Annotated in this window: 12 protein-coding genes; 10 read left to right on the top strand and 2 right to left on the bottom strand. The window is 75.2% G+C overall.

Going from position 1 to position 21,737, the window contains the following annotated elements; translation table 11 throughout:
• Nucleotides 1-316: 316 nt before the first annotated feature.
• Nucleotides 317-604 carry a 30S ribosomal protein S15 gene (rpsO, locus tag QBL21_RS09320; protein WP_407561558.1) on the bottom strand — a complete coding sequence of 96 codons (288 nt, stop codon included), beginning with the start codon at nt 602-604 and terminating at the stop codon, nt 317-319.
• A 211-nt stretch (nt 605-815) separates the two neighbouring features.
• Nucleotides 816-1,334 carry a M23 family metallopeptidase gene (locus QBL21_RS09315; RefSeq protein ID WP_407561557.1) on the bottom strand — a complete coding sequence of 173 codons (519 nt, stop codon included), beginning with the start codon at nt 1,332-1,334 and terminating at the stop codon, nt 816-818.
• 494 nt (nt 1,335-1,828) lie between these two features.
• On the opposite strand from QBL21_RS09315, the gene QBL21_RS09310 reads away from it, so the two are divergent.
• The 10 genes from QBL21_RS09310 (at nt 1,829) to QBL21_RS09265 (ending at nt 21,711) form a co-directional block, all read left to right on the top strand.
• Nucleotides 1,829-4,255: a PQQ-binding-like beta-propeller repeat protein gene (locus QBL21_RS09310; protein ID WP_407561556.1), complete on the top strand. Its 2,427-nt coding sequence runs from the start codon at nt 1,829-1,831 to the stop codon at nt 4,253-4,255.
• Nucleotides 4,256-4,283: 28 nt separating this feature from the next.
• Nucleotides 4,284-6,551 carry a PQQ-binding-like beta-propeller repeat protein gene (locus QBL21_RS09305; RefSeq protein ID WP_407561555.1) on the top strand — a complete coding sequence of 756 codons (2,268 nt, stop codon included), beginning with the start codon at nt 4,284-4,286 and terminating at the stop codon, nt 6,549-6,551.
• A gap of 4 nt (nt 6,552-6,555) precedes the next feature.
• A complete protein-coding gene (locus tag QBL21_RS09300) occupies nt 6,556-8,796 on the top strand; it encodes a protein kinase domain-containing protein (protein WP_407561554.1) in 2,241 nt (746 codons plus the stop codon).
• Nucleotides 8,797-8,822: 26 nt separating this feature from the next.
• Nucleotides 8,823-10,895 (top strand): protein kinase domain-containing protein, encoded by a 2,073-nt coding sequence (locus tag QBL21_RS09295; protein ID WP_407561552.1) that lies wholly within the window; start codon nt 8,823-8,825, stop codon nt 10,893-10,895.
• A gap of 190 nt (nt 10,896-11,085) precedes the next feature.
• Complete coding sequence (locus QBL21_RS09290; protein ID WP_407561550.1) at nt 11,086-15,138, top strand: SCO5717 family growth-regulating ATPase; 4,053 nt, start codon at nt 11,086-11,088, stop codon at nt 15,136-15,138.
• Between the two features lie 317 nt (nt 15,139-15,455).
• Nucleotides 15,456-17,360 carry an ABC transporter substrate-binding protein gene (locus tag QBL21_RS09285; protein ID WP_407561548.1) on the top strand — a complete coding sequence of 635 codons (1,905 nt, stop codon included), beginning with the start codon at nt 15,456-15,458 and terminating at the stop codon, nt 17,358-17,360.
• A 157-nt stretch (nt 17,361-17,517) separates the two neighbouring features.
• Nucleotides 17,518-18,573: an ABC transporter permease gene (locus QBL21_RS09280; protein ID WP_407561546.1), complete on the top strand. Its 1,056-nt coding sequence runs from the start codon at nt 17,518-17,520 to the stop codon at nt 18,571-18,573.
• A complete protein-coding gene (locus QBL21_RS09275; RefSeq protein ID WP_407561545.1) occupies nt 18,570-19,577 on the top strand; it encodes an ABC transporter permease in 1,008 nt (335 codons plus the stop codon). Before QBL21_RS09280 ends, QBL21_RS09275 begins: the two co-directional genes overlap by 4 nt.
• On the top strand, nt 19,574-20,551 hold the full coding sequence (locus tag QBL21_RS09270; protein ID WP_407561544.1) for an ABC transporter ATP-binding protein: 978 nt from the start codon (nt 19,574-19,576) through the stop codon (nt 20,549-20,551). The genes QBL21_RS09275 and QBL21_RS09270 overlap by 4 nt, the downstream gene beginning before the upstream one ends.
• Nucleotides 20,548-21,711, top strand: a complete 1,164-nt coding sequence (locus QBL21_RS09265) for an ABC transporter ATP-binding protein (protein ID WP_407561543.1) — start codon at nt 20,548-20,550, stop codon at nt 21,709-21,711. Before QBL21_RS09270 ends, QBL21_RS09265 begins: the two co-directional genes overlap by 4 nt.
• The last annotated feature ends 26 nt before the right edge of the window (nt 21,712-21,737 follow it).

Genomic DNA, 21,737 nt, shown 5'->3' with positions numbered 1-21,737 from the left:
TAGGCCGGGCCGGTCTTCGATCGAAGCCACCGGGGTGCGCGCTCTCGCGTGCTCCGAAGGCCACTACCGAGGACCGGCGCCCGCTGTCGGCACAGGTCCGGCGGCTGCGGGCGGTTGCTCCCCGTATTCACTCTGTGTTGATGTCCTGCCGACCAGAGTACAAGTCCTCCGGGCGGCGTCTCGACGGCTGGCTGGCAACCGGTCGGTAAGGGGTCCGTACGGACGGACCGGGCCCGGCGTCCGGGCGAAACCGGACCGCCGCGGGCATACGCCGAGGGAGCGGCTCCCGGTGCGGGAGCCGCTCCCTCGTGCGGAGCTAGCGGGCGCCGGCGGCGCCGCGGCGGATGCCGAGGCGGTCGACCAGCGTACGGAAGCGGGCGATGTCCTTCTTCGCCAGGTACTGAAGCAGCCGGCGGCGGCGGCCGACGAGCAGGAGCAGACCGCGGCGCGAGTGGTGGTCGTGCTTGTGGGTCTTCAGGTGCTCGGTCAGGTCGCTGATGCGCTGGGTGAGCATCGCCACCTGGACCTCGGGGGAGCCGGTGTCGCCGTCCTTCGTGGCGTACTCGGCCATGATCTTCTTCTTGGTCGCGGTGTCCAGCGACATACTCGTTCCAACTCCTCGGGTCGGCGCCGCCGAGCGTCCCTGGTTTTGGTCACAGGGAACCTGCGGTGACTCGGCAGGCGGGGCGGTCGCGGCGCCTCACCCGAGGGATACGGGGGCGCTCACGCGAACCGTCCGCCAGCCTATCAGCCGTGCGGCGGCCCGAGGACCGCCGTCCGGCGCCGCCCGGCGGGGCCGGGGGTACGGGTACGGGTCAGATCTTGACGCCGTGCTTGCTGAGGAACGCGACCGGGTCGACGGCGGAGCCGTAGACGGGGGTGGTGCGGACCTCGAAGTGCAGGTGCGGGCCGGTGGAGTTGCCGGTCGTACCGATCTTGCCGATCGGGGTTTTGGCGTTGACCTTCTCACCGACCGAGACGTCGATCTTCGACAGGTGGCCGTACTGGGTGTACGTGCCGTTGCTGTGCTTGATCACGATGTTGTTGCCGTACGCGCCGCCCCAGCCGGCCGTCACCACGGTGCCCTTGCTGACGGACTGGACCTTCGTGCCCGTGGGGGCGGCGAAGTCCTGGCCGCTGTGCTTCGCGGCCCAGCGGGCACCGCCCTGGTTGTACTGGCCGGTGATGTCGTAGTCGGCCGTGACGGGCTTTACCCAGTCGGGCTTGCTGTCGGCCGTGGCCACCCCGGAGCCGAGGGCGAGGACCATCCCGCCGCCTGCGGCGAGCATCGCGGTGGTGGCTATGGGGGCGGTGAACTTGGCGTGCTTGTACATTCTCGGAATTCCCTCCAGAAAGGTTTCGACCCCGGCTGCGCTCCGAGGTCGCTCCACCTTGGTAACGCGCCGGATCGGGACGGACAAGGACCCTTGGTACGAGCCGGGGTCGTAGCGACGAGTCGGGTTTTTCTGCCCCTTGCGCACCCGTGGAGAGAGCCCGCGAGAACCGCCCCGCACGATGCACGGGAGGGCTTGCGGAGATCGTTTATGCAGGTCAGAGCGGTCCGCGTGGACCGTGTCCAAAAGTCCGGCGGGCTCCCGTGCCGAAAGTCCGGCGACCGCAGAGGCGAAAGTCCCGGACCCTCGTCAGATTCACCTACTACCGTCTTTAGGATTCCTTCAGAGGCATGTGGTGCACGCCACTTCCGCATAAGAATGCGCGGCTCTCGCGCGGGGCTTTCTCCCCTGCCGTACGGGACCTTTTGCCCCCCGCCCGACGCGGAGCCCGGCCGTCCCCGGTAGGCTGCCCGGGCCAGTTCCTAGGAGGGGGTATGGAACCGCTGCGACTCGACGACCCCGAGCAGTTCGGGGCGTACCGGCCGGTGGGGCGTCTGGATACGGACGCGGGCGGGATGCGCGCGCCGGCCGCGCGCTACATCGCCCAGGCGCCGGGCGGCGAACGCACAGTCCTGATCACCGCACCGCACGCCGACGCGACGGCCGCCGACCACGGCCATGCAGGGCGTTTTTACGCCGCGGCCGCCGAGGCCCAGCGCCTGGCCGGCACCGGCGGCCCGTGGCTGGCGTCGGTGGGCGAGCTGTCGGCCTCCGGCGCGCCCTGGTGGGCGATGCCGTACCGGCCGGCGCTGCCGCTGCCCGCCGCGCTGGACGCGCAGGGGGGCGCGCTGCCCGAGCGCACGGTGTACGCAGTGGGTGCCGCGCTGGCCGAGACGCTGGCCGTGCTGCACGCCGCGGGGGCGGCGCACGGCGGGCTCGACCCGACGGCCGTGCTGCTCACCGGCGACGGCCCGCTGCTGACCGGCTACGGCACGGTGAGCGCGGCGGGGGCCGACGGCAGCCCGCGCGACCGCCTTGCCGGGCTCATACCGGAGTTTCTGCCGCCGGAGCAGGCGGCGGGCGGGCGGCCCCGGCCGCTGGGCGACGTGTACGCGCTGGCCGCGGTGCTCGTCTACGCCGCGACCGGCCGGATCCCCGGCGACCAGGCGGCGGACCCGCAGGCGTACCACCAGGGCGACCCGCTGACGGACCCGCTCACCGGCGATACCGGGTACGGCACGGACCCGTACGCCCGGGACCCGTACGCCGCGGATCCCTACGCCACCGACCCCTACGGCACGCCGGCGGACCCGCTGGACCTCCTCCCGCCCGCCCTGCGCACCGCACTGGAGCCCTGCCTCCACCCCGACCCGGCCCGCCGGCCCACCGCCGCCGCGCTGCTGCCCGAGCTGCTCCGTGGTGCCGCGCCGGGGGCAGCGGCCCCGGGCCCGGGCGCGGTGGCACCGGGGACCGTGCTCGACGCGGCGACCACCCGTTCCGGCGCCGCCCTGGCCCCCGGCTGGCTGCCCCGCCGGGTCAGCGCCGCCCTGGCCCTCCAGGCCGCGGACGTGCTGGCCGCCGAGACCGAGCCGGACCCCGCCTTCCTCGCCGCCCCGGCGCCCGGCACCCCCGGTGCCCAGGACCCGATCGGCGCCACCACCGTCGTCGGCCGCCCCGCCACCCGCCGCGCCCTGCTCGCCGGCATCGCCGGCGGGGCGGCGGGTGTCGCGGCCGGCGGCGCCGCGGCCTGGGCCGCGACCACCGAGGACCCGCCTCCGCCGCCGACCACCGCGGAGCGGCTGGCCTCCCGCAACACCGGCAGCAAGCGCCTGACCGGCGCCCCGCCCGCGGTCCTGTGGGGCAAGGGCCTCGGCAAGGTCGAGCCGATCGGCCCGCCGGTCGTCGCCGGCGACCGGGCGGCCCTGGTCGTCGCCAAGTCCGGCGTCTTCGCGCTGGACCTGCGCACCGGCGAGGAGCTGTGGGAGCAGTCGGACGTCAGCCCCGCCGGTCCCGCCGTGCCGCTCGGCGACGGCATGGTGCTGGTGCCCGGCAAGGACCTGACGGTGCTCGACACCGCGGACGGCGCGGTGAAGTGGACGTCGGAGAAGTTCCGCCGGGGCGGCGGGACGCCGTACGGCGCGCTCCTCGGCGTGGAAGGCGACACCGCCGCGTTCACCGTCAAGGAGGGCGGCAAGCTGGCCGTCGTCGGCTACGACCTCGCGCGCCGCCGTGAGCTGTGGCGCTCGCCGGGCTCGGCCGCCGCGACCGCCGCGCTCTTCCTCGGCGACTCCGTCGTCCTGGTGCCCGAGGCGGACGAGGACGCGCAGCACCGCGACAAGCCCGTCGCGGTCTCCGCCCTCGACCTCGGCAGCGGCGAGGAGCGGTGGGCGCAGGAGTACGCCGGGATGGCGGGCGGCCACTGGGCGGCGGCCGGGAAGAAGGTGCTGGTCGCCACCGCGGGCAAGGACATGCGCGGCTACGACGCGGGCGGCGACGGCGCCGAGCTGTGGAACCTGACCGCCGAGCCGTGGGACGAGGACATGGAGAGCACCAACCCGCAGAACTTCGGCCCGCCCGCCGTGCAGGGCTCGGTGGTCCACGCCCTCGACACGTTCCGCGCCATGCACTCGGTGGCGCGGGACTCGGGCGAGGAGCAGTGGAAGCGCAACCCGGAGCTGGCCTACGTCGGGGTGCTCGTGCAGGCCCCGGCGCTGCACGTCACGCCCGACGAGCGGTTCCTGATCGCGGGCGACGACACGCAGGTGCTGGCGTACGACGCGGACGGCGGCGACCTGCTGTGGCGCTTCACCGACATGCGGGCGGGCAAGCCGAAGTACGCTCACCGGCGCCGGGTGGCGGTCGGCAGGAACACGGCCGTGGTCGCGAGCGGAAGCAGCGTGTACGCGCTGCCGCTGGACTGAGCGCGCGGCGGCAAGGGGGATTGTTCGTATGCACACGATGACCGGCTCCGGCGGTCCGACCGGCGGCGCGACCGGCGCCACCGGCGGCAGCACCGCCGGCGGCCCGCAGCAGACGGTGGGCCCGCACCGGATCGTCGCGCCGCTCGGCCCGTACGCCCCGGAAGGCGGGCCCGGCGCCGACGGGCCGCAGTTCCACCTGGCCTTCAGCGGGCCGCTCGGCCGCGTGGTGGTGCTCATGACGCCGCCCGCGGCGCTCGCCGCCGACCCCGGGTTCCGGGTCCGGTTCGCCTCCGAGGCCGGTACGTCCGCGCGGCTGGCGGGTCCGGCCGCCGCGCCGGTGGCCGGGGTGGCGCCGCAGGACGAGGAGCCGTGGGTGGCGTACGACTGCGCGCCCGCGCTGCCGCTGCCCGCGGCGCTGGCGGCGCACGGCGGGCCGCTGCCGCTGCCGTACGTCTGCCAGGTGGGGGTGTCGCTGGCCGCCGCGGTGCTCCAGGCGCACGCGCAGGGCCTGGTGTACGCGGGGCTGACGCCCGCCGCCGTGCTGCTGACGTCCGCCGGGCCGCGGCTCGTGGCGTACGGCGCGGTGCGCGCGGCGGCGCCGGGCGACGGGCCGCGCACCGCGGTGCCGGGGCTGCCGCCCGCGTGGCTGCCGCCGGAGCAGCACGCCGGCGGGGTGCCCCGGCCGCTGGGCGACATCTACGCGCTGGGCGTGGTGCTGGCGTACGCCGCCACCGGCGCCCACTCCCCCGACCCGGGGGCGCTGCCGGAGCCGCTGGCGTCGGTCGTCGCCGGGTGCCTGGCCGGGGACCCGGCGCAGCGCCCGCGCGCGGACGCGCTGCTCCAGCAGCTCCAGCAGGCGCAGCAGGCCCTGTCGGCGGAGCCGGGGCAGGAGCAGGTGCCCGGCGCCGTCGCCGCCGCGCTGACCGCCCAGCTCCCCTCGCTGCCGGCGCAGGGTCCGCTGACACCGCCGCCGGGGCCCGGCGCGCCCGGCGGTCCGCCCGTGCCCGGGCAGACGCCGCACACGTCGGCCGGCGCGGGTGTCGGGGAGACCTCCGTGCCCCCGCCGCGCCCGGCCCGCCGCGCGCTGCTGCGCGGGCTGGCCTTCGGCGCCGCGGGCCTCGCCGTCGGCGGGGGCGGCGTCTACGCGTACCGCCGTGCGACAGAGGAGGATCCGCCCGTCTACCGCACCACCCCCGCGAAGGGCGCCCCGCCCAAGCCGCTGTGGCAGTACTCGTTGCAGGGCCAGGAGGCCGACGAGGTCAGCGTCGTCGCCAGGACCGCCGTCGTGGAGACGATGGGCGCGCTCACCGCCGTGAACCTGCGCACCGGCAAGAAGGCGTGGGACTCCGACGTGTTCGCGGAGGGCAGGCTGGTCGACCTCGGCGGCGGGCGGGCGCTCCTGCCGATCCAGGGCGGCAGCCTGGAGACCGTCGACGTCGCCGACGGCAAGTCGAAGGGCAGCGTCGACGACTACGCGCTCGGCAGCAAGCTGGCCTTCCAGGCGCCGATCGGCGTCGTCGAGGGGATCTTCTACTTCCTGGCCGTGCGCGGCGAGGCCCTGGAGGACTTCTCCGTCGTGGCGTACGACACCGCCAAGCGCGAGGAGGTGTGGAACAAGCCGCTGCCCAAGGGCTTCGGCGCCCTGGGCGACGCGCTCGGCGACGGCGAGCGGGCCAAGGTCCGCGGGCGCGAACTGCTCGTCCCCAGCGCCCCCACCTCCGGCTCCGACTTCACCTACCTCGCGCTCGACCGGCGCAGCGGCGAGAAGGCGTGGGAGAAGAAGTTCGCGGGGATCAAGGACTACGACGGCCCCAGCACGTACGCGACCGACGCCGGCATCCTGGTCAGCCCGGACAACGAGTCCGACACGCTGCGCGGGTTCGACATGCGCGGCGGCGAGAAGGTCTGGGAGCGCCCGATGAAGGAGCACTTCTTCGCGGAGCTGCCCGACGCCAGGTCGCGGGTGCTGTACGGCACGCAGGGTGCCCGGATGACGGCGCTGTCGGTGAAGAACGGCAAGCCGGCGTGGAGCACCCCGGTCTACTCCGGCGGCAGGTTCGACGTCACCAACATCGTCCTCAGCGGCACCGGCGGCACCCTCTTCTACAGCAACGACGCCGAGGTGCAGGCGTTCGACGCCCGCGACGGCAAGCCGCTGTGGCGGTTCGCGACGGTCAGCGAGGCCGGCTCGTCCACCGACGGCGGCCCCGGCGTCTCCGGCCGGGTGCTCGCCGCGGGCGACGGCATCGCCCTCGTCCTGTCCAAGGACGCCCTCTACGCACTCCCGGTGGACTGATCCCATGGCTACGCCCCTCACCCACGACGATCCGCAGCAACTGGGCCCGTACCGGCTGGTCTCCCGCCTCGGCAGCGGCGGCATGGGCACGGTCTACCTCGCCCGCTCCGCGGGCGGGCGCACCGTGGCGCTGAAGACCATGCACGCCGACCTCGTCAGCGGCGAGGCCGGCACCGCCGGTTCGGAGTTCCGCACCCGCTTCCGGCTGGAGACCGACGCCGCCCGGGTCATCGGCGACCGCTACGGCGCCGAGGTCGTCGACGCCGACCCGCTGGCGGAGACACCGTGGCTGGCGACGGAGTACGTGCTCGGCCCGCCGCTGGACGAGGCGGTCGCGGTGTGCGGCCCGCTGCCCGAGACCACGACGCGCGCGCTGGGCGCGGCGCTCTGCGAGGCGCTGGGGCAGTTGCACCGCTCCGGCGTCGTCCACCGCGACCTGAAGCCGTCGAACATCCTGCTGACGTCGGCGGGGCCGAAGGTCATCGACTTCGGCATCGCCCGCGCGGCGGGCGACGACCACCTGACCCGTACCGGCACCGCGGCGGGCACGCCCGCCTTCATGTCGCCCGAGCAGGCGTCCGGCGTCGAACACACCCCGGTCGGCGACGTGTTCGCGCTCGCCGGCGTGCTGGTCTTCGCCTGTACGGGCCACGGCCCCTTCGGCGGCGGCCAGGCCGCGGACCTGCTCTACCGGGTGCGCTACGGCGAGGCCGACCTGTCCGGCGTGCCCGCCGGGCTGCTGCCGCTGCTCCAGCGCTGCCTGGCCAAGGAGCCGGAGGTGCGCCCCGGCACCGACGAGCTGGCGGGGCTGCTCGCCGAGGGGGTGCCGGGCGGCACGGCCGACTTCGCCGACCACCTCCCGGACGCGTTGCACGCCGACATCCTGCGCCGCGCCGCCGTCGCCTGGCAGCCGCAGCCGCCCAGGCTGCCCTCGCCGGAGCAGGCCGCCATGGAAACGCAACTGGGCGCGGCCAAGGGCCCGTCGCGGCGCAGGGTGCTGGCGCTCGCGGGCGCGGGCACCGTGGCGGTCGGCGGCGCGGGGGTGGGGGCGTGGGCGCTCCTGCGCGACGACGAGAAGGAGCCGGAGGCCAAGCCGAAGGCGAAGAAGCCCAAGGCGCCGAAGGAGGTGTGGACGCGCCCGGTCGTCGGCGGCGGCGGGGCGTTCAGCCTGGCCACCACCGGCAACTACGTGCTGCTGCTCACGACCACCGGCGGCGGGCAGTTCGTCGACGCGCGCAACGGCAAGCTGCGCGGCGTCAGCGAGTCCGTCTCCCCCACGACCGGCATCATCGGCGACGACTCCGCGTTCTACTCGATCGGCAGCCGCAGCGTCTCGGGCGAGGGCACCCACGCCATCTTCACCAACGACCCCGAGACGGGCGAGCAGGAGGAGAGCGTCGTCCTCAACGGCGCGGAGGTCAAGGGGACGGCCATCGAGGGCGCCGAGAACGGCGTCATGCTGATGCGCGCGACCGCCCGCTGGGTCACCCGGATCTACCGCGACAAGAAGACGAAGGAACGCATCGTCGAGAAGACGCCGTGGACCTCGCAGTTCGTGGCCGCCGACATGAAGACCGGCGAGCTGCTGTGGGGGTACGACAACAAGTCGCCCGACACCGGCCCCTCGTACGCGACCGCCATGACCAAGAACGAGGCGCTCATCCGCGTCGAGTCCACCCTGACGTGCCTCGACGCGCGGACCGGCGAGGTGCGCTGGACGTGGGAGGCGCCGAAGGCCGACCGCGACGCGCTCGCGGGACTCCAGCAGTTCCCCACCGTCAAGGGCCACGTCCTCCTCGGCCTGCGCGACCTGACCGCGCTGAAGCTGTCGGACGGCGAGGTGGGCTGGACGCTCGGCAAGGACCGCGACGCGCGCGCCGCCCTCGGCCCGGACACCCGGCTGTACGGCACGCCCGCGGTCAAGGACGGCAAGGCGTACGTCGTCGAGAACGGCAACGGGTTCATCGCCATCGACGGCGCCAGCGGCGAGGTCGAGTGGGAGGCCAAGGCCGACTGGGCGGGCCCGCAGGCGTTCATCGTCGCCCCGGTCGTCGGCAAGAAGTACGCGTACGTGGGCACCGGCGGGCGCGACTGGGTGCGGGCGATCGACCTTGAGGAGCACCGGACGGCCTGGTCGTACCGGGGCCCCGAGGACAACGAGCGCCCCATGGTCCTCGAACAGAAGGACGCCAAGGTCGTCCTCGTCGTCACCGCGGCCGACGTGCGCGGACTTCCCCTTCAGTAGGAACTTCCACCAGGAGCGGTACGTCCATGAAACCCCTCGGCACCGGAGACCCGCTGCGCCTCGGCCCGTACCGCCTCATCGGCGTGCTCGGCGCGGGCGGCATGGGCAAGGTGTACCTCGGCCGCGACTCCTCCGGCCGCCCCGCCGCGATCAAGGTGCTGCGGCCGGAGCTGGCGCACCAGTCGAACCTGGCGCAGCGCTTCGTCCGCGAGGCGCACGCCGCGCAGGCGGTGCAGAGCCCCGGCGTGGCGCGGGTGCTGGGCGCCGAGACGGAGAGCGGACGGCCGTGGATCGCCTGCGAGTTCCTCGCCGGGCCCACCCTCGCCGAGGCCGTCGAGCGCTACGGACCGCTGGACGGCACGGCGCTGCGCGCGATCGGCGCGGCGCTGGCGAGCACGCTCACCGACATCCACGCGGCGGGCCTCGTCCACCGCGACGTCAAGCCGCCCAACATCGTGCTGACCGCGTCCGGGCCGCGCATCATCGACTTCGGCATCGCCCGCCCCGAGCACGGCCTCACCCTCACCAGCACCGGCGAGGCCCCCGTCACGCCCGGCTACGGGCCGCCGGAGCAGGTGCTCGGGCAGCGCGTGGGCCCGCCCGCGGACGTCTTCGCGCTCGGCGCGGTGCTCACGCTGGCGGCGACGGGGCACACGGCGTACCAGGGCAGCCATGTGGCGGCCGTGCAGTACGAGGTGGTGCACGGCGAGCCGCGGCTCGAAGGGCTGCCGCCCGACCTGTACCCGCTGATCGCGCCGTGCCTGGCCAAGGACCCCGCGTACCGGCCCACTCCCCCGCAGGTCGCCGCCGCCCTCGCCCCGCCGCCCGGCGCCGAGGCCGTCTGGCGGCAGGGCCCGCTGGCCGAGGACATCGCGGGCCGGGAGCAGGAGGCGGCCCGGCTCGCCGCGCTCCCCGCGGCCGACGACACCCAACTGCCGGGGCCGTCGCGGCGGCGGCTGCTGGTCGGGCTGGGCGCCGGCGGCGCGGTGCTGGCGGCGAGCGCGGGCACGGCGGCCTGGTGGTGGCTGGGCAAGGACGACGGCGGCACGACCACGGCGCCGAAGCGCGACCCGTGGGCGGCGCAACCGCTGAAGGGCTACAGCTCCGACAACGCCCCCGCGGCGCTCTGGGGTCCGGTGAGCGGGCTCAACTCCGATACGCCGCTGGTGCTTCCGCTGCGCGAGATCCTGGTCGTGGCGATGGCGGACGGCAGCATCGCGGGCCTGGACATCCGCACCGGCAGGGAGAAGTGGCGGCAGCAGGACGCCGCCGCGGCGGCCCGCGGGGCGGCGCTCGACACGAACACCTTCGCCGCGGCGGACGCCGAGGGCGCCGTGTACGGGCTGCGCGGGCGCGACCGGCGCGAGCAGTGGTCGGCGCCGGACGCCCGGGCGGCGGTCGTGCTCGCGGGCGACGCCGACGGGGCGTACGTGGCGACGAAGGACGGCGAACTGCGCGCGGTCGGCACCGGTGGCAAGGAGCGGTGGACGGTCGAGCTGCCGGTCAAGTCGACCGTCAGCAAACCCGCGTGGGCCACGACGGCGGACGGGATGCTGGTGCTCTCCGGCTCGGACGGCAAGCTCGCGGTGGTAGACACCAAGGACGGCAAGACGGTGTGGGACACCCCGAAGCGCAGCTCCTACGCGCTGCCGTGCGCGGTCGGCGGCGGGTTCGTGTACGCGGGCGGCGACGGGCTGACGGCGTACGCGCTGAAGGGCGACGGCAAGCCGGAGTGGAACGAGGACCCGAAGGGCGAGTACATCTGGAGCGCACCGGCGCTCGACGGCAATCTGCTCTTCGCCGTGAACGATGCGCAGCTCACCGTCACGAACACCAGGACCAGGGACACCGAGTGGACGGCCGACGCCCTGGCCGTCGCGCTGCGGTACCCGCCGGTGGTCCAGGGGAACTCGGTGTGGTGCGGAACGACTTCGAGCATCGATCCCGACGGGCTGAACGTCTACGACATCGCCAAGGGCAGGCGCGCGTGGGACGACCGGCTCACCACGAGGGAACGGGACGACTGGACACTGGCCGGCGCGAACAACCGGGTCTTCGTCCTCCACACGGGGTCACTGACCGCAAACCCGGTGTTCTGAGCGGCCACCGGGCGAACGGGCCCGCGGGGGGCGCGTAGGGGCCGGTGTTCTGAACGGTGACACATCCGTTGCCGATTGCGACAGTCCGGCCTGCCGACGCGCTCCGTCCTCCCCTTAGGGTGGGAGAGGCACACGGCACCGGGCAGGCGCCGGCACGACCGCCGTGGTGCGAGGGGATTCGGGAGGCACAGTGAGCAGCGATCGGGACGAGAACGGCGCGGGCCGGACCAGCCCCGATGTCGAGCGGTCCGCCACGGACCAGGAGGGCACGGGCGAGTTCACCACCAGCCCGGCGCCCGCGGCCTGGTACACGCAGGGGGTGCCGGCCAGCAGCACCAGACAGGACGAGGAGGCGGGCACCGGTTCCTCCCACGCCGGCTCGGCGATGCCTCCGCTGCCCAACGGCTTCACCGCCGCCCACGCACCGGCCCCGGGACCGGTGCCCGACTCGATGACGCCCCCGCCGTTCCTGCTGACGCTGCCGGACGAACCGCCGACACCGGCGCCGGCGCCGGAGCCCGAGGCGGCGCCGGAGCCCGAGGCGGCTGCCGCGGACGAGGACGACGACGGGGACGACGAACGGGACGAGGCGTACGCGGACGAAAACGACTCCCTGCCGCTGACGGCGGCGACGGACCCGGGCGCGGTGGCGTTCGCGGCGCTGCCGGTGGCCCCGGCGGTGCCGGAGGCCGCGACGGACGACGACGGGAACGATGACGGGAACGACAACCGGGACGACGAGGCCGGGTCCGCGGCGGCGGAGGCCGAGGAGTTCACCTCCTCGGCGGTGAGCGCGCCGAGTTGGTACGGAGGCGCCGCCTCCGCGACGCCGGCGGGCACGGACGCCGCGGATACCACCGACAACACGGACGACACCGGCGACTCCGACGACGGCGAGTCGTCGGCGTACGACGGGCAGGACACCGCCTCCGCGGAGCCGGAGCCCCAGGAGGAGCCCCAGGAGGAGCCCGCCGGCGCCCCCGCGGACTCCGGCGGCACGACGGCGGACGCGGACGCGGACGGTGGCACCGGCACCGACTGGTCCCCCACCGCCGGGGCGTCCGACGACGACTCCCGGTCCGGCACCGACCTGCCCTCCGTCCCGGAGACGGCTCCCGCCGCCCAGGCGGACGAGGACGGCGGGTCCGGCGACTCCTGGCGGAGCACCGGGGCGGAGCCGGGGTGGCCCTTCCCGGCCGCCGGCGCGTCCGCGGACCCGGCGCCGGACGGCGACGAACCGGCCGCGGCGACCGCGGACACCGACGAGACCTCCGAGCCGGCGCCCGCGTGGCCGCCGACGCCCGCGAGCGCACCCGCCGCCGAAGCGGAGCCCGAGGCGTCCGGCACCGACTGGCAGAGCGGCACGGACTGGCACGGCGGCACCGCCACGACGGCCGGCGACGCGGGCGAGGCGTCCGCACCGGACGCGGCCTGGCCCTTCGCCTCCGCGGAGGACGAGGAGGCAGCCGCCGAGGCCGCGGCGGACCCGCCCATCGTCCCCTCCGGCACCGACTGGCAGCGGAGCGCGGCGGCGGACACGGACAGGTCCGCCGGCTCCGGGTCCGCGTGGCCCGCCGCCGGGACCGACGGGTCCGGCGGCGCCGACGAGGCGCCGGAGGCCGGCGCCGTCTGGCCGCCCGTGCCCGGCACCGCGCCCGCCGCGGAGCAGGGCGGCGACGCGTCCGCGGCCGGCGCATCCGCGTTCCCCGCGCCGCAGTTCGCGCCGCCCCCGCGCCCGGACGCCGACGACGCGGGTACGCCCGCCCCGTACCGGGACGACGCCACCCGGACGCTGACCCCGCTCGTCGCCCACGCGCCGCCCGACGCGGCGCAGGACGGCCGGGACGAGAGCGACGGGGACGACGAGGTGCCGGACGACCCGGACAAGGGCGACGTGGTGAGCGGCGCGACCATGCGCTTCTCGCCCGCCTCGCTGCGGGCGCAGGCCGCGGAGATCGAGGACCGCAGGCCCGCGGACGACGAGCCGAACGACGCCGTGCCCGCCGCCGCCGAGGTGCAGGACCGGGTGCCGGCCGACGCCGCGCCCGCGCGCGCCAACGAGCCGCAGGACGCGCCGCCACAGGCGAACCCGTACGCGACGGACCGCGCGCCCGCCGGCGCGAACCCGTGGGCCCCCGCGCCCACCCCCGACGAGTCCGCCTCGCCCACGGCGCTGCCGCCGCTCCCCCCGCAGTTCCCCGCCGCCGAGCCGCAGCGGCCCCCGGCGGCGGACCTGCCGTCCGGCCCGCCGCCCGCCGCGGGCGCGCCCTGGCAGTCGCCCGCCGCGCAGCCCGCACCGGAGCAGTCCGCGCCGCGGCCCCCCGCGGCTCCCCCGGCGGCGCCCTCCGCCCCGCCGGCCGCCCCTCCGCCCCAGCAGCCGTACCCGGGCCAGCCCGCTCCGGGCGCCGTTCCGCCCGGCGCCCCGGCACCCGGCGCCGCGCCGGAGTCGGCCGGTGCCCCCGCCGCGCCCGCCGCCCCCGCGCCGTCCGCACCGCCGGCCGGCGCCCCCGGCGCGCACTCCGCGCCCGGCAGCCGGCTCCCGGTACCGCAGACCCCGCCCGCTCCGTCCGCCGGCGCCGAGGCACCCCGCTCCGGGCCCGCCGCGGAGCCGCCGCCCGGCTGGACCGTGGCGTCGCCGTCCGGTGTGCCCGTACCCCCGGCCGGCCAGCATCCCGACTCCCGCGCCCCGCAGGGCGGTTACGGCTGGCCCCAGCAGCCCGGCGCACAGCAGGGCCGGCCGGGTCAGCCGGGTCAGCCCGGACAGCAGGGGCAGCAGGCCCAGCAGGGGCAACTCGCCAGCCAGTCCGGACATCAGCCGGGCCAGCAGCCCGGCCAGCCCGGCGGCTACCCGGGCCTGCCCGCCCAGCCCCCGCAGCAGGCCCAGCCGGGCCACCCCGGCCAGCAGCCCGGACACCCGGGCCAGCACCCCGGCCAGCCCGGTCAGCCCGCCCCGCAGCAGCCCGGCCTCCCGCCCGCCGGCGGCGCCCAGCCCGGCGCCCCCGGCCAGGGCGCCCTGTCCCCGGCCACCTCCCCGGCGCCGCCCGCCCAGCCCGGCGGCGACCCGCGGTCCGGTGGCTGGCCGGAGGTCACGCCCGAGCAGCGCCGCCAGCCGGTGCACAACGCACCGCTCGGCTACACCGCCGCCGTCGAGCTGTCCTCCGAGCAACTGCTGCACGACAAGCACAAGCCGCAGCGCAAGTCGGAACGCGGCGGCCTGTCCCGGTTCAAGCTCGGCGGCAAGGCGGCCGAGGAGGAGCGGCAGCGCAAGATCGCCCTCGTCCGCACGCCGGTGCTGTCCTGCTACCGCATCGCGGTCATCTCCCTCAAGGGCGGTGTCGGCAAGACCACGACCACCACCGCGCTCGGCGCGACCCTCGCCGCCGAGCGGCAGGACAAGGTCATCGCGATCGACGCCAACCCGGACGCCGGCACGCTGGGCCGCCGGGTGCGCCGCGAGACCGGCGCGACGATCCGCGACCTGGTCACCGCGATCCCGTACCTGAACAGCTACATGGACATCCGCCGGTTCACCTCGCAGGCGCCGTCCGGCCTGGAGATCCTGGCCAACGACGTCGACCCGGCGGTCTCCACGACGTTCAACGACGAGGACTACCGCCGCGTCATCGACGTGCTCGGCAAGCAGTATCCGGTGATCCTCACCGACTCGGGCACCGGCCTGCTCTACAGCGCCATGCGCGGCGTGCTGGACCTGGCCGACCAGTTGATCGTCGTGGCCACGCCGTCCGTGGACGGCGCGTCCAGCGCCAGCACCACGCTGGACTGGCTGCACGCGCACGGCTACGCCGACCTGGTGTCGCGGAGCATCACGGTCATCTCCGGCGTCCGCGAGACCGCCAAGATGATCAAGATCGACGACATCGTCAACCACTTCAAGCAGCGCACCCGCGCGGTGCAGGTGATCCCGTTCGACGAGCACCTGTCGGCCGGCGCCGAGCTGGACCTGTCGATGATGCGGCCGAAGACCAAGGAGGCGTACTTCCAGCTCGCCGCGCTCGTCGCCGAGGACTTCACCCGCGCCCAGCAGGCGCAGGGCCTGTGGACCGGCGAGGGCGGCCAGCAGCCGCCGCACGCGATGCCGCCGCTGCCCGGCCAGTCCGGCGGCGCGGGCGGTGCCGGCGGCTACGGAACGGGCGGGGGGTACCCGGGCGGAGGCGGCTATCCGGGTGGCGCGCCCGGCACCGGCCCGTCGCAGGCGCAGTCCGGCCCGAGCCCGTACGGGTGACACCGCCGGCGACCCCGGCGGCCCGTCGCCCCGGGGTCCCACCGGCGGACCGGCCGGACCGGCCAGCGGAAACGCGCGCGCGACCGCCGGCCGCGCCGGCGGTCCCGGCCGGGGCGCCGTCCCGCCTGCCGCCATTGGGTTGAACCAATGAGGCCCGCAGCCTTTTTGAAGGCGCGGGCCTCATTCGCGTTTCAGCCGGGTATCGCCCTCGTACAGGCCGGTCACGGTCGTTGACATGTTTAGACCAACCTCGCTAGACAGACCCGACCCCAGGCCGGTCAGCCGGCATCCCGCCCCCCTTCAGACCGCGAGGTGTCATGCAGCCCACCGACGACAACGCCTTGACGCCCGGCCCACTCCCTCGACCGACCTCCGCCGGCCGCCGCGGCCGGCGGCTGCGCCGCGCGCTCTGCGCGGGCGCCGCGGCCCTCGCGCTGATCGGGGCCGCCGCCGTCGGCCCCGTGGGCCCGGCCGCGGCGAAGTCCGCCCAGGACGACGGCGGCGACGACGGCGACAACGGCGACAAGCAAGTACTGACCGCGGCCGTCGCGCAGAGCGTCGACTCGCTCAGCCCGTTCCTCGCGGTCACCCTCGTGGCCACGAGCCTGAACCGGCTGATGTACGACTCCCTCGTCAACTACGACGTCAAGACGCAGGAGCCCATCCCGGGGCTGGCCGAGAAGTGGGAGCCCTCGAACGCCGGCAAGACGTGGACGTACACCCTCCGCGAGGGCGTGAAGTGGTCCGACGGCAAGCCGCTGACCGCCGAGGACGCCCGCTGGACGTTCCACACGATGATGACGGACGACGCCGCGGGCGCCGCCAACGGCTCGTACGTCGCCAACTTCGCGAAGGTCTCGGCGCCCGACGCCCGCACGCTCGTCGTGGAGCTGAAGGAGCCGCAGGCCACGATGAACTCGATGGACCTGCCGATCGTGCCCAAGCACGTCTGGCAGGACGTCGACGACCTCGGGAAGTTCAACAACGACGGCGACTTCCCGGTCGTCGGCAGCGGCCCGTACGTGCTCACCGGCTTCAAGACCGACTCGCACGTGACCTTCGAGCCGAACGCGCACTTCTGGCGGGGCAAGCCGAAGTTCGACGAGCTGACGTTCAAGTACTACAAGGAGACCGACGCCGCCGTGGCCGCCCTGCGCAAGGGCGAGGTGTCCTTCGTGCCGGACCTGACGCCGGCGCACGCCGCGTCGCTGAAGGGCCAGCCCGACATCAAGGTCAACGACGGCCAGGGCCGGCGCTTCTGGGCCATCGCCACCAACCCCGGGGCGCGGGACGTCCAGGGCCGCAAGTTCGGCGACGGCCATCCGGCGCTGCTCGACCCGCGGGTGCGCGAGGCGCTCTTCCTCGCGGTGGACCGGGAGGCGATCGTGGACAAGGTCCTCCAGGGGCACGGCGTCGAGGGCGAGGGCTACATCCCGCCGCGCTTCGCCGACTACCACTGGAAGCCGTCGGCCGAGCAGAAGAGGGGCTACGACCCGAAGAAGGCGGCGCAACTGCTGGACCAAGCGGGCTACAAGCTCAAGGACGGCAAGCGCGTCGGCGAGGACGGCAAGCCGCTGGACTTCCGGATGCTGTGCCATTCCACCGACCCCAAGGACAAGGCGGCGGGCAAGTTCCTGGAGGAGTGGTGGGGCGAGCTGGGCATCGGCCTGGACCTCCAGTGCCTGGACAACGTCGGCGACCCGTGGGTGGCCGGTGAGTACGACCTCGCCTTCGACGGCTGGTCGGTCAACCCCGACCCGGACTTCGTCCTCGCCATCCACACCTGCGCCGCGCTGCCGGAGTCGGAGGACGTCGTGGGGCAGACGGACAACTTCATCTGCAACAAGGACTTCGACCGGCTCTACGCCGAGCAGTTGGCCGCGTACGACGACCCGGCCAAGCGCGCCGGGATAGTCCGTGAGATGCAGTCGGTGCTCTACGACACCGGGTACATGAACGTGCTGGCGTACCCGAACTCCGTGGAGGCGTACCGCACCGACCACATCGCGTCGATCACCGCCATGCCCGCGGGCGACGGCAACATCTGGGGCCAGGACGGCTCCTGGAGCTGGGCCACCGCGGTCCCGGCCGCGGAGGCGTCCGACGACGGCGGCTCGGCGATGGGCGTGGTGCTCGGCGGCGGTGCGGCGGTCGTCGTCGCGGTCGCGGCCGGCGTCGCCTTCGCGCTGCGCCGCCGGGCCACGTCGGCGGACCGCGAGTAGCCCGTACGCACCCTCGCCCCCGGGGTGTCCGGCGCCGCGGCGCCGGACACCCCGCCCGACCGACCCCGTCACCCGCCCGAGACGCACTCCGCACGCGCCTCACGCACCACCCCTGAAGCACCACGCACCCGGACGGCACCCCAGCAAAGCGAGGGCCATGTCTACGGCTGAAGCACCCGTCACCCCCGTCGCCGTGAAAACGGCGCCCGACGTCCGCGGCTCAGCGGGCAGTTCCCGCCGCGCCTACCTCGGTTACGTGGCGGGCAAGCTCGCCGGCGCCGCGGTCTCCCTCTTCGCCATCCTCGTCACCAGCTTCTTCCTCTTCCGGATCGTCCCCGGCGACCCGGTCAAGACGATGACGCACGGCCGCAAGGTCGACGCCGAGCAACTCGCCGCGCTGCGCCGGCAGTACGGGCTCGACCTGCCGCTGTGGGAGCAGTTCACGCATTACGTCGGCGACGCGCTGACCGGCAACCTCGGCGACTCGTACCAGTTCAACAAGCCGGTGCTGGACCTCATCTGGGAGCGGGTGCCGGCCACCCTGCTGCTCACCGGCACGGCCGTGGTGCTCTACAGCGCCCTCGGGCTGTGGCTGGGCACGCGCGCGGCCTGGCGGCACGGCGGCCTGGGCGACAAGGTCAACACCGGCGTCGCGCTCACCCTGTGGTCGGTGCCGCACTTCTGGCTCGGGATGCTCCTCATCATCGTCTTCTCCGTCGGCATCGGCCCCATCCCCGGGCTGTTCCCCACCGGCGGCATGGAGTCGGGCGGCGAGGAGGGCATCGCGTACGTCGTGGACGTGGTCCACCACATGTTCCTGCCGGTGCTCACCCTCGTGGCGGCGTGCTACGCGCAGACGCTGCTGGTCATGCGCTCCTCGCTGCTGGACGAGATGGGCAGCGACTACCTGACGGCCGCCCGCGCCAAGGGGCTGCGCGACGACCTCGTGCGCCGCCGGCACGCCGTGCCGAACGCGATGCTGCCGACGATCACGCTCGTCTTCGTCAACCTCGGCTTCATCGCGGCCGGCTCCATCCTGGTCGAGACGGTCTTCTCCTGGCCGGGCCTGGGCGGGCTGTTCTACCAGGCGCTGAGCGTCCCCGACCTGCCGCTGATCCAGGGCCTGTTCATCGTCTACGCGGGCTCGATGATCGTGATGAGCGTGGTCGCCGACCTGATCTATCCGCTGTTCGATCCCCGGGTGGGCCGATGAGCACAGAAGCACTGGGCAAGGAGCCGGGCGCCGGCTCCCCGGGCACGGATTCCCCGGGCACGGACTCCCCGGGTACGGACCCCGCCGGGCCGCCCGCCGCCAAACCCGCCGCCACCGACCCGCGGGCGCTGGCCCGCGCCCGCCGGCGCCGCTCGGCGGCCCGCTTCTGGCGCGCGTACCGCGGGCAGCGGGCGGGGCTCGTGGGCCTCGTCTCGCTCGCCGTCATCGCGTTCGTGGCCCTGGCCGCGCCGCTCCTGGTCGGCTCCGACGCCGACAGCGTCACCGACGCGCCGGGCACGGCGCTGGAGGACCCGAGCACGGAGTTCCCGCTGGGCACCGACCAGTTCGGCCGCTCGGTGCTCGACCTGCTGGTGTACGGGGCCCGCATCTCGCTCACCGTCGGGCTGCTGGCCGCCGCGCTGACCGTCGGCATCGGCACCTTCGTCGGCATGATCGCCGGCCACTACGGCGGCTGGCTGTCCGGCGTGCTCATGCGCGTCACGGACTTCTTCCTCGTCATGCCGACGCTGGTGCTGGCGATCGTGCTGGCCACGGTGATGTCCCGGTCGGTCACCACGGTCATCATCGCCATCGGCGTGGCCGCCTGGCCCAAGACCGCGCGCCTGGTACGGGCGCAGACGCTGGCCATCGAGGCCCGCCCGTACGTCGAACGCGCCCGTGCGCTCGGCGGCGGGCACACGCACATCATGCTCCGGCACGTGCTGCCGAACGTGATGCCGCTGGTCCTCGCCCAGACCACGCTGGTCATCTCCGAGGCCATCCTCACCGAGGCCACGCTCGCGTTCCTGGGCCTCGGCGACCCGCAGGTCATCTCCTGGGGCGGCATGCTCCAGGACGCCCGCGAAGCGGGCGCGATCAGCTCCGGGCACTGGTCGTTCCTGGTGCCGCCGGGCATCGCCATCGCGCTGGTCGCGCTCTGCTTCACGCTGTCCGGGCGGGCGCTGGAGTCCGTACTCAACCCGAAGCTGGGGGTGGCGAAGTGACGCTCCTCGACGTGCGGGACCTGCACGTGACGTACGGTACGGGCGCCGCCGCCGTCCCCGCGGTGCGGGGCGTGGACCTCACCGTGGCCGCCGGGCAGAAGCTCGGCCTCGCCGGGGAGTCGGGCTGCGGCAAGTCGACCCTGGCGCTGGCGCTGCTGCGGCTGCTGCCGCGCTCGGCGCGGCTCAGCGGCGAGATCCTGCTCGACGGCGAGGACGTGCTCACCATGTCGTGGGGGCGGCTGCGCGCGGTGCGCTGGGCGGGGGCGTCGATCGTCTTCCAGGGCGCGATGCACTCGCTCAACGCCGTCCACCGCATCCGCGACCAGATCGCCGAGCCGATCCTGCTGCACCGGCTGGAGACCTCGCAGGCCGCGGCCAGGCGACGGGCGGACGGGCTGCTGGAGCAGGTCGGGCTGCCGGCCGCGCGCGGCGGCGCGTACCCGCACGAGCTGTCCGGCGGCCAGCGGCAGCGGGTGATGATCGCGATGGCGCTGGCGTGCGACCCGCGGCTGATCGTCGCCGACGAGCCGACGACGGCGCTGGACGTGATGATCCAGGCGCAGATCCTGCGGCTCATCGAGCGGCTCGTCGCCGACCAGGGCATCAGCCTGCTGATGATCAGCCACGACCTGGCGGTGCTCTCCGACACCTGCGACCGGCTGGCCGTCATGTACGCGGGCCGGATCATCGAGGAGGGCCCGGCGCAGCGGGTGTTCACGGCGGCGGAGCACCCGTACAGCGGCGCGCTGGCGGCGGCGTTCCCGACCGTCGGCCGCACCGCGGACCGCCGCGCCCCGCAGGGCCTGCCCGGCGACCCGCCGGACCCGGCCCGCCTGCCGCCGGGCTGCGCGTTCCACCCGCGCTGCCCGGTGGCGCTGGAGACCTGCGCGGCGGACGACCCGCGGCTGCGGGAGTCGGGCCCGGGACGGCGGGCGGCGTGCGTACACGTGGGCAGCGTCAAGGAGGCACGGTGAGCGGGGAGTCGGCGGAGAAGGACGTACGGGCGGGCGGGCCGGTGAACGTTCGCAAGGACACCGCGGACGCGGGCGCCGCGCAGGGCGCGGCGGACACGGACGTACGGAGGGACGCGGGCGTCCGTACGGACACCGCGTCGGCGCCCGTACGCGGCCCGGACGGCGCCGGCGCCGGGGAGCCGCTGCTCGCCGCCGACGGACTCCGCGTCGTCTTCCCCGGCCGGCACGGCGCGCCCGCCGCACGGGCGGTCGACGGCGTCAACCTGTCCATCGGCCCCGGCGAGATCGTCGCGCTCGTCGGCGAGTCCGGCTGCGGCAAGACCACCCTGGCCCGCGCGCTCCTCGGCCTGGTCCGCCCCACCGCCGGCGCGGTCTCGTTCCGCGGCTCCCCGCTGGGGTACGGCAGCCGGGCGCTCAAGGCGTACCGCCGGCGGGTGCAGCTCGTGCTCCAGGACCCCAGCGGGTCGCTGAACCCGCGGCACACCGTCTACGACGCGGTCGCCGAGGGCCTGCGCATCCACGGCCACCGCGGCGACGAGCGCGCCGTCGTGGCCTCCGCGCTCGCGCGCGCCGGGCTGCGCCCGCCGGAGCGGTTCTTCCTGCGCTACCCGCACGAGCTGTCCGGCGGGCAGCGGCAGCGCGTCGTCATCGCGGGCGCGCTGGTGCTCGACCCGGAGCTGATCGTCGCCGACGAGCCGGTGGCCTCGCTCGACGCCTCGGTGCGCGGCGAGATTCTGGCGCTGCTGCTGCGGCTGCGCGACCAACTGGGCCTGTCCGCGCTGGTCGTCACGCACGACCTGGGGCTGGCGTGGAACATCGCGGACCGGGTGGCGGTGATGTACCTGGGCCGGATCGTGGAGGCGGGGCCGGTGGAGGAGGTGCTGACCGCGCCGCGGCACCCGTACACGAAGGCCCTGCTGTCGGTGCTGCCGGAGTCGGGGACGGAGCCGGTGGTGCTGGCGGGCGAGCCGCCGGACCCGGCGCGGATCCCGGGCGGCTGCCGGTTCCACGCCCGCTGCCAGTCGCTCGCCTCCGGCGCGGCGGCGTCGGCGGGTGTCGCCGACGCCTGCCGCGGCACGGACCTCCCGGTCCTGGACGGCACCGCCCCGGGGGTGGCCTGCCACCTGGCGGAAATCCAGGCGGCGACCCCGGCGACGTAGCACCCCCGAGGGGCGTCGGCGGCGCC

The organism is Streptomyces sp. 184, from assembly GCF_045781775.1.
In the GTDB taxonomy this organism is placed as follows: Bacteria; Actinomycetota; Actinomycetes; order Streptomycetales; family Streptomycetaceae; genus Streptomyces.
Note: the sequence above shows the minus strand (reverse complement) of the source record. Positions and strands in the feature narration are given on the sequence as shown.

Coding starts and splice junctions, on each gene's coding strand:
- rpsO (WP_407561558.1), bottom strand. CDS start 604: ATGTCGCTGGACACCGCGACCAAGAAGAAGATCATGGCCGAGTACGCC.
- QBL21_RS09315 (WP_407561557.1), bottom strand. CDS start 1,334: ATGTACAAGCACGCCAAGTTCACCGCCCCCATAGCCACCACCGCGATG.
- QBL21_RS09310 (WP_407561556.1), top strand. CDS start 1,829: ATGGAACCGCTGCGACTCGACGACCCCGAGCAGTTCGGGGCGTACCGG.
- QBL21_RS09305 (WP_407561555.1), top strand. CDS start 4,284: ATGCACACGATGACCGGCTCCGGCGGTCCGACCGGCGGCGCGACCGGC.
- QBL21_RS09300 (WP_407561554.1), top strand. CDS start 6,556: ATGGCTACGCCCCTCACCCACGACGATCCGCAGCAACTGGGCCCGTAC.
- QBL21_RS09295 (WP_407561552.1), top strand. CDS start 8,823: ATGAAACCCCTCGGCACCGGAGACCCGCTGCGCCTCGGCCCGTACCGC.
- QBL21_RS09285 (WP_407561548.1), top strand. CDS start 15,456: ATGCAGCCCACCGACGACAACGCCTTGACGCCCGGCCCACTCCCTCGA.
- QBL21_RS09280 (WP_407561546.1), top strand. CDS start 17,518: ATGTCTACGGCTGAAGCACCCGTCACCCCCGTCGCCGTGAAAACGGCG.
- QBL21_RS09275 (WP_407561545.1), top strand. CDS start 18,570: ATGAGCACAGAAGCACTGGGCAAGGAGCCGGGCGCCGGCTCCCCGGGC.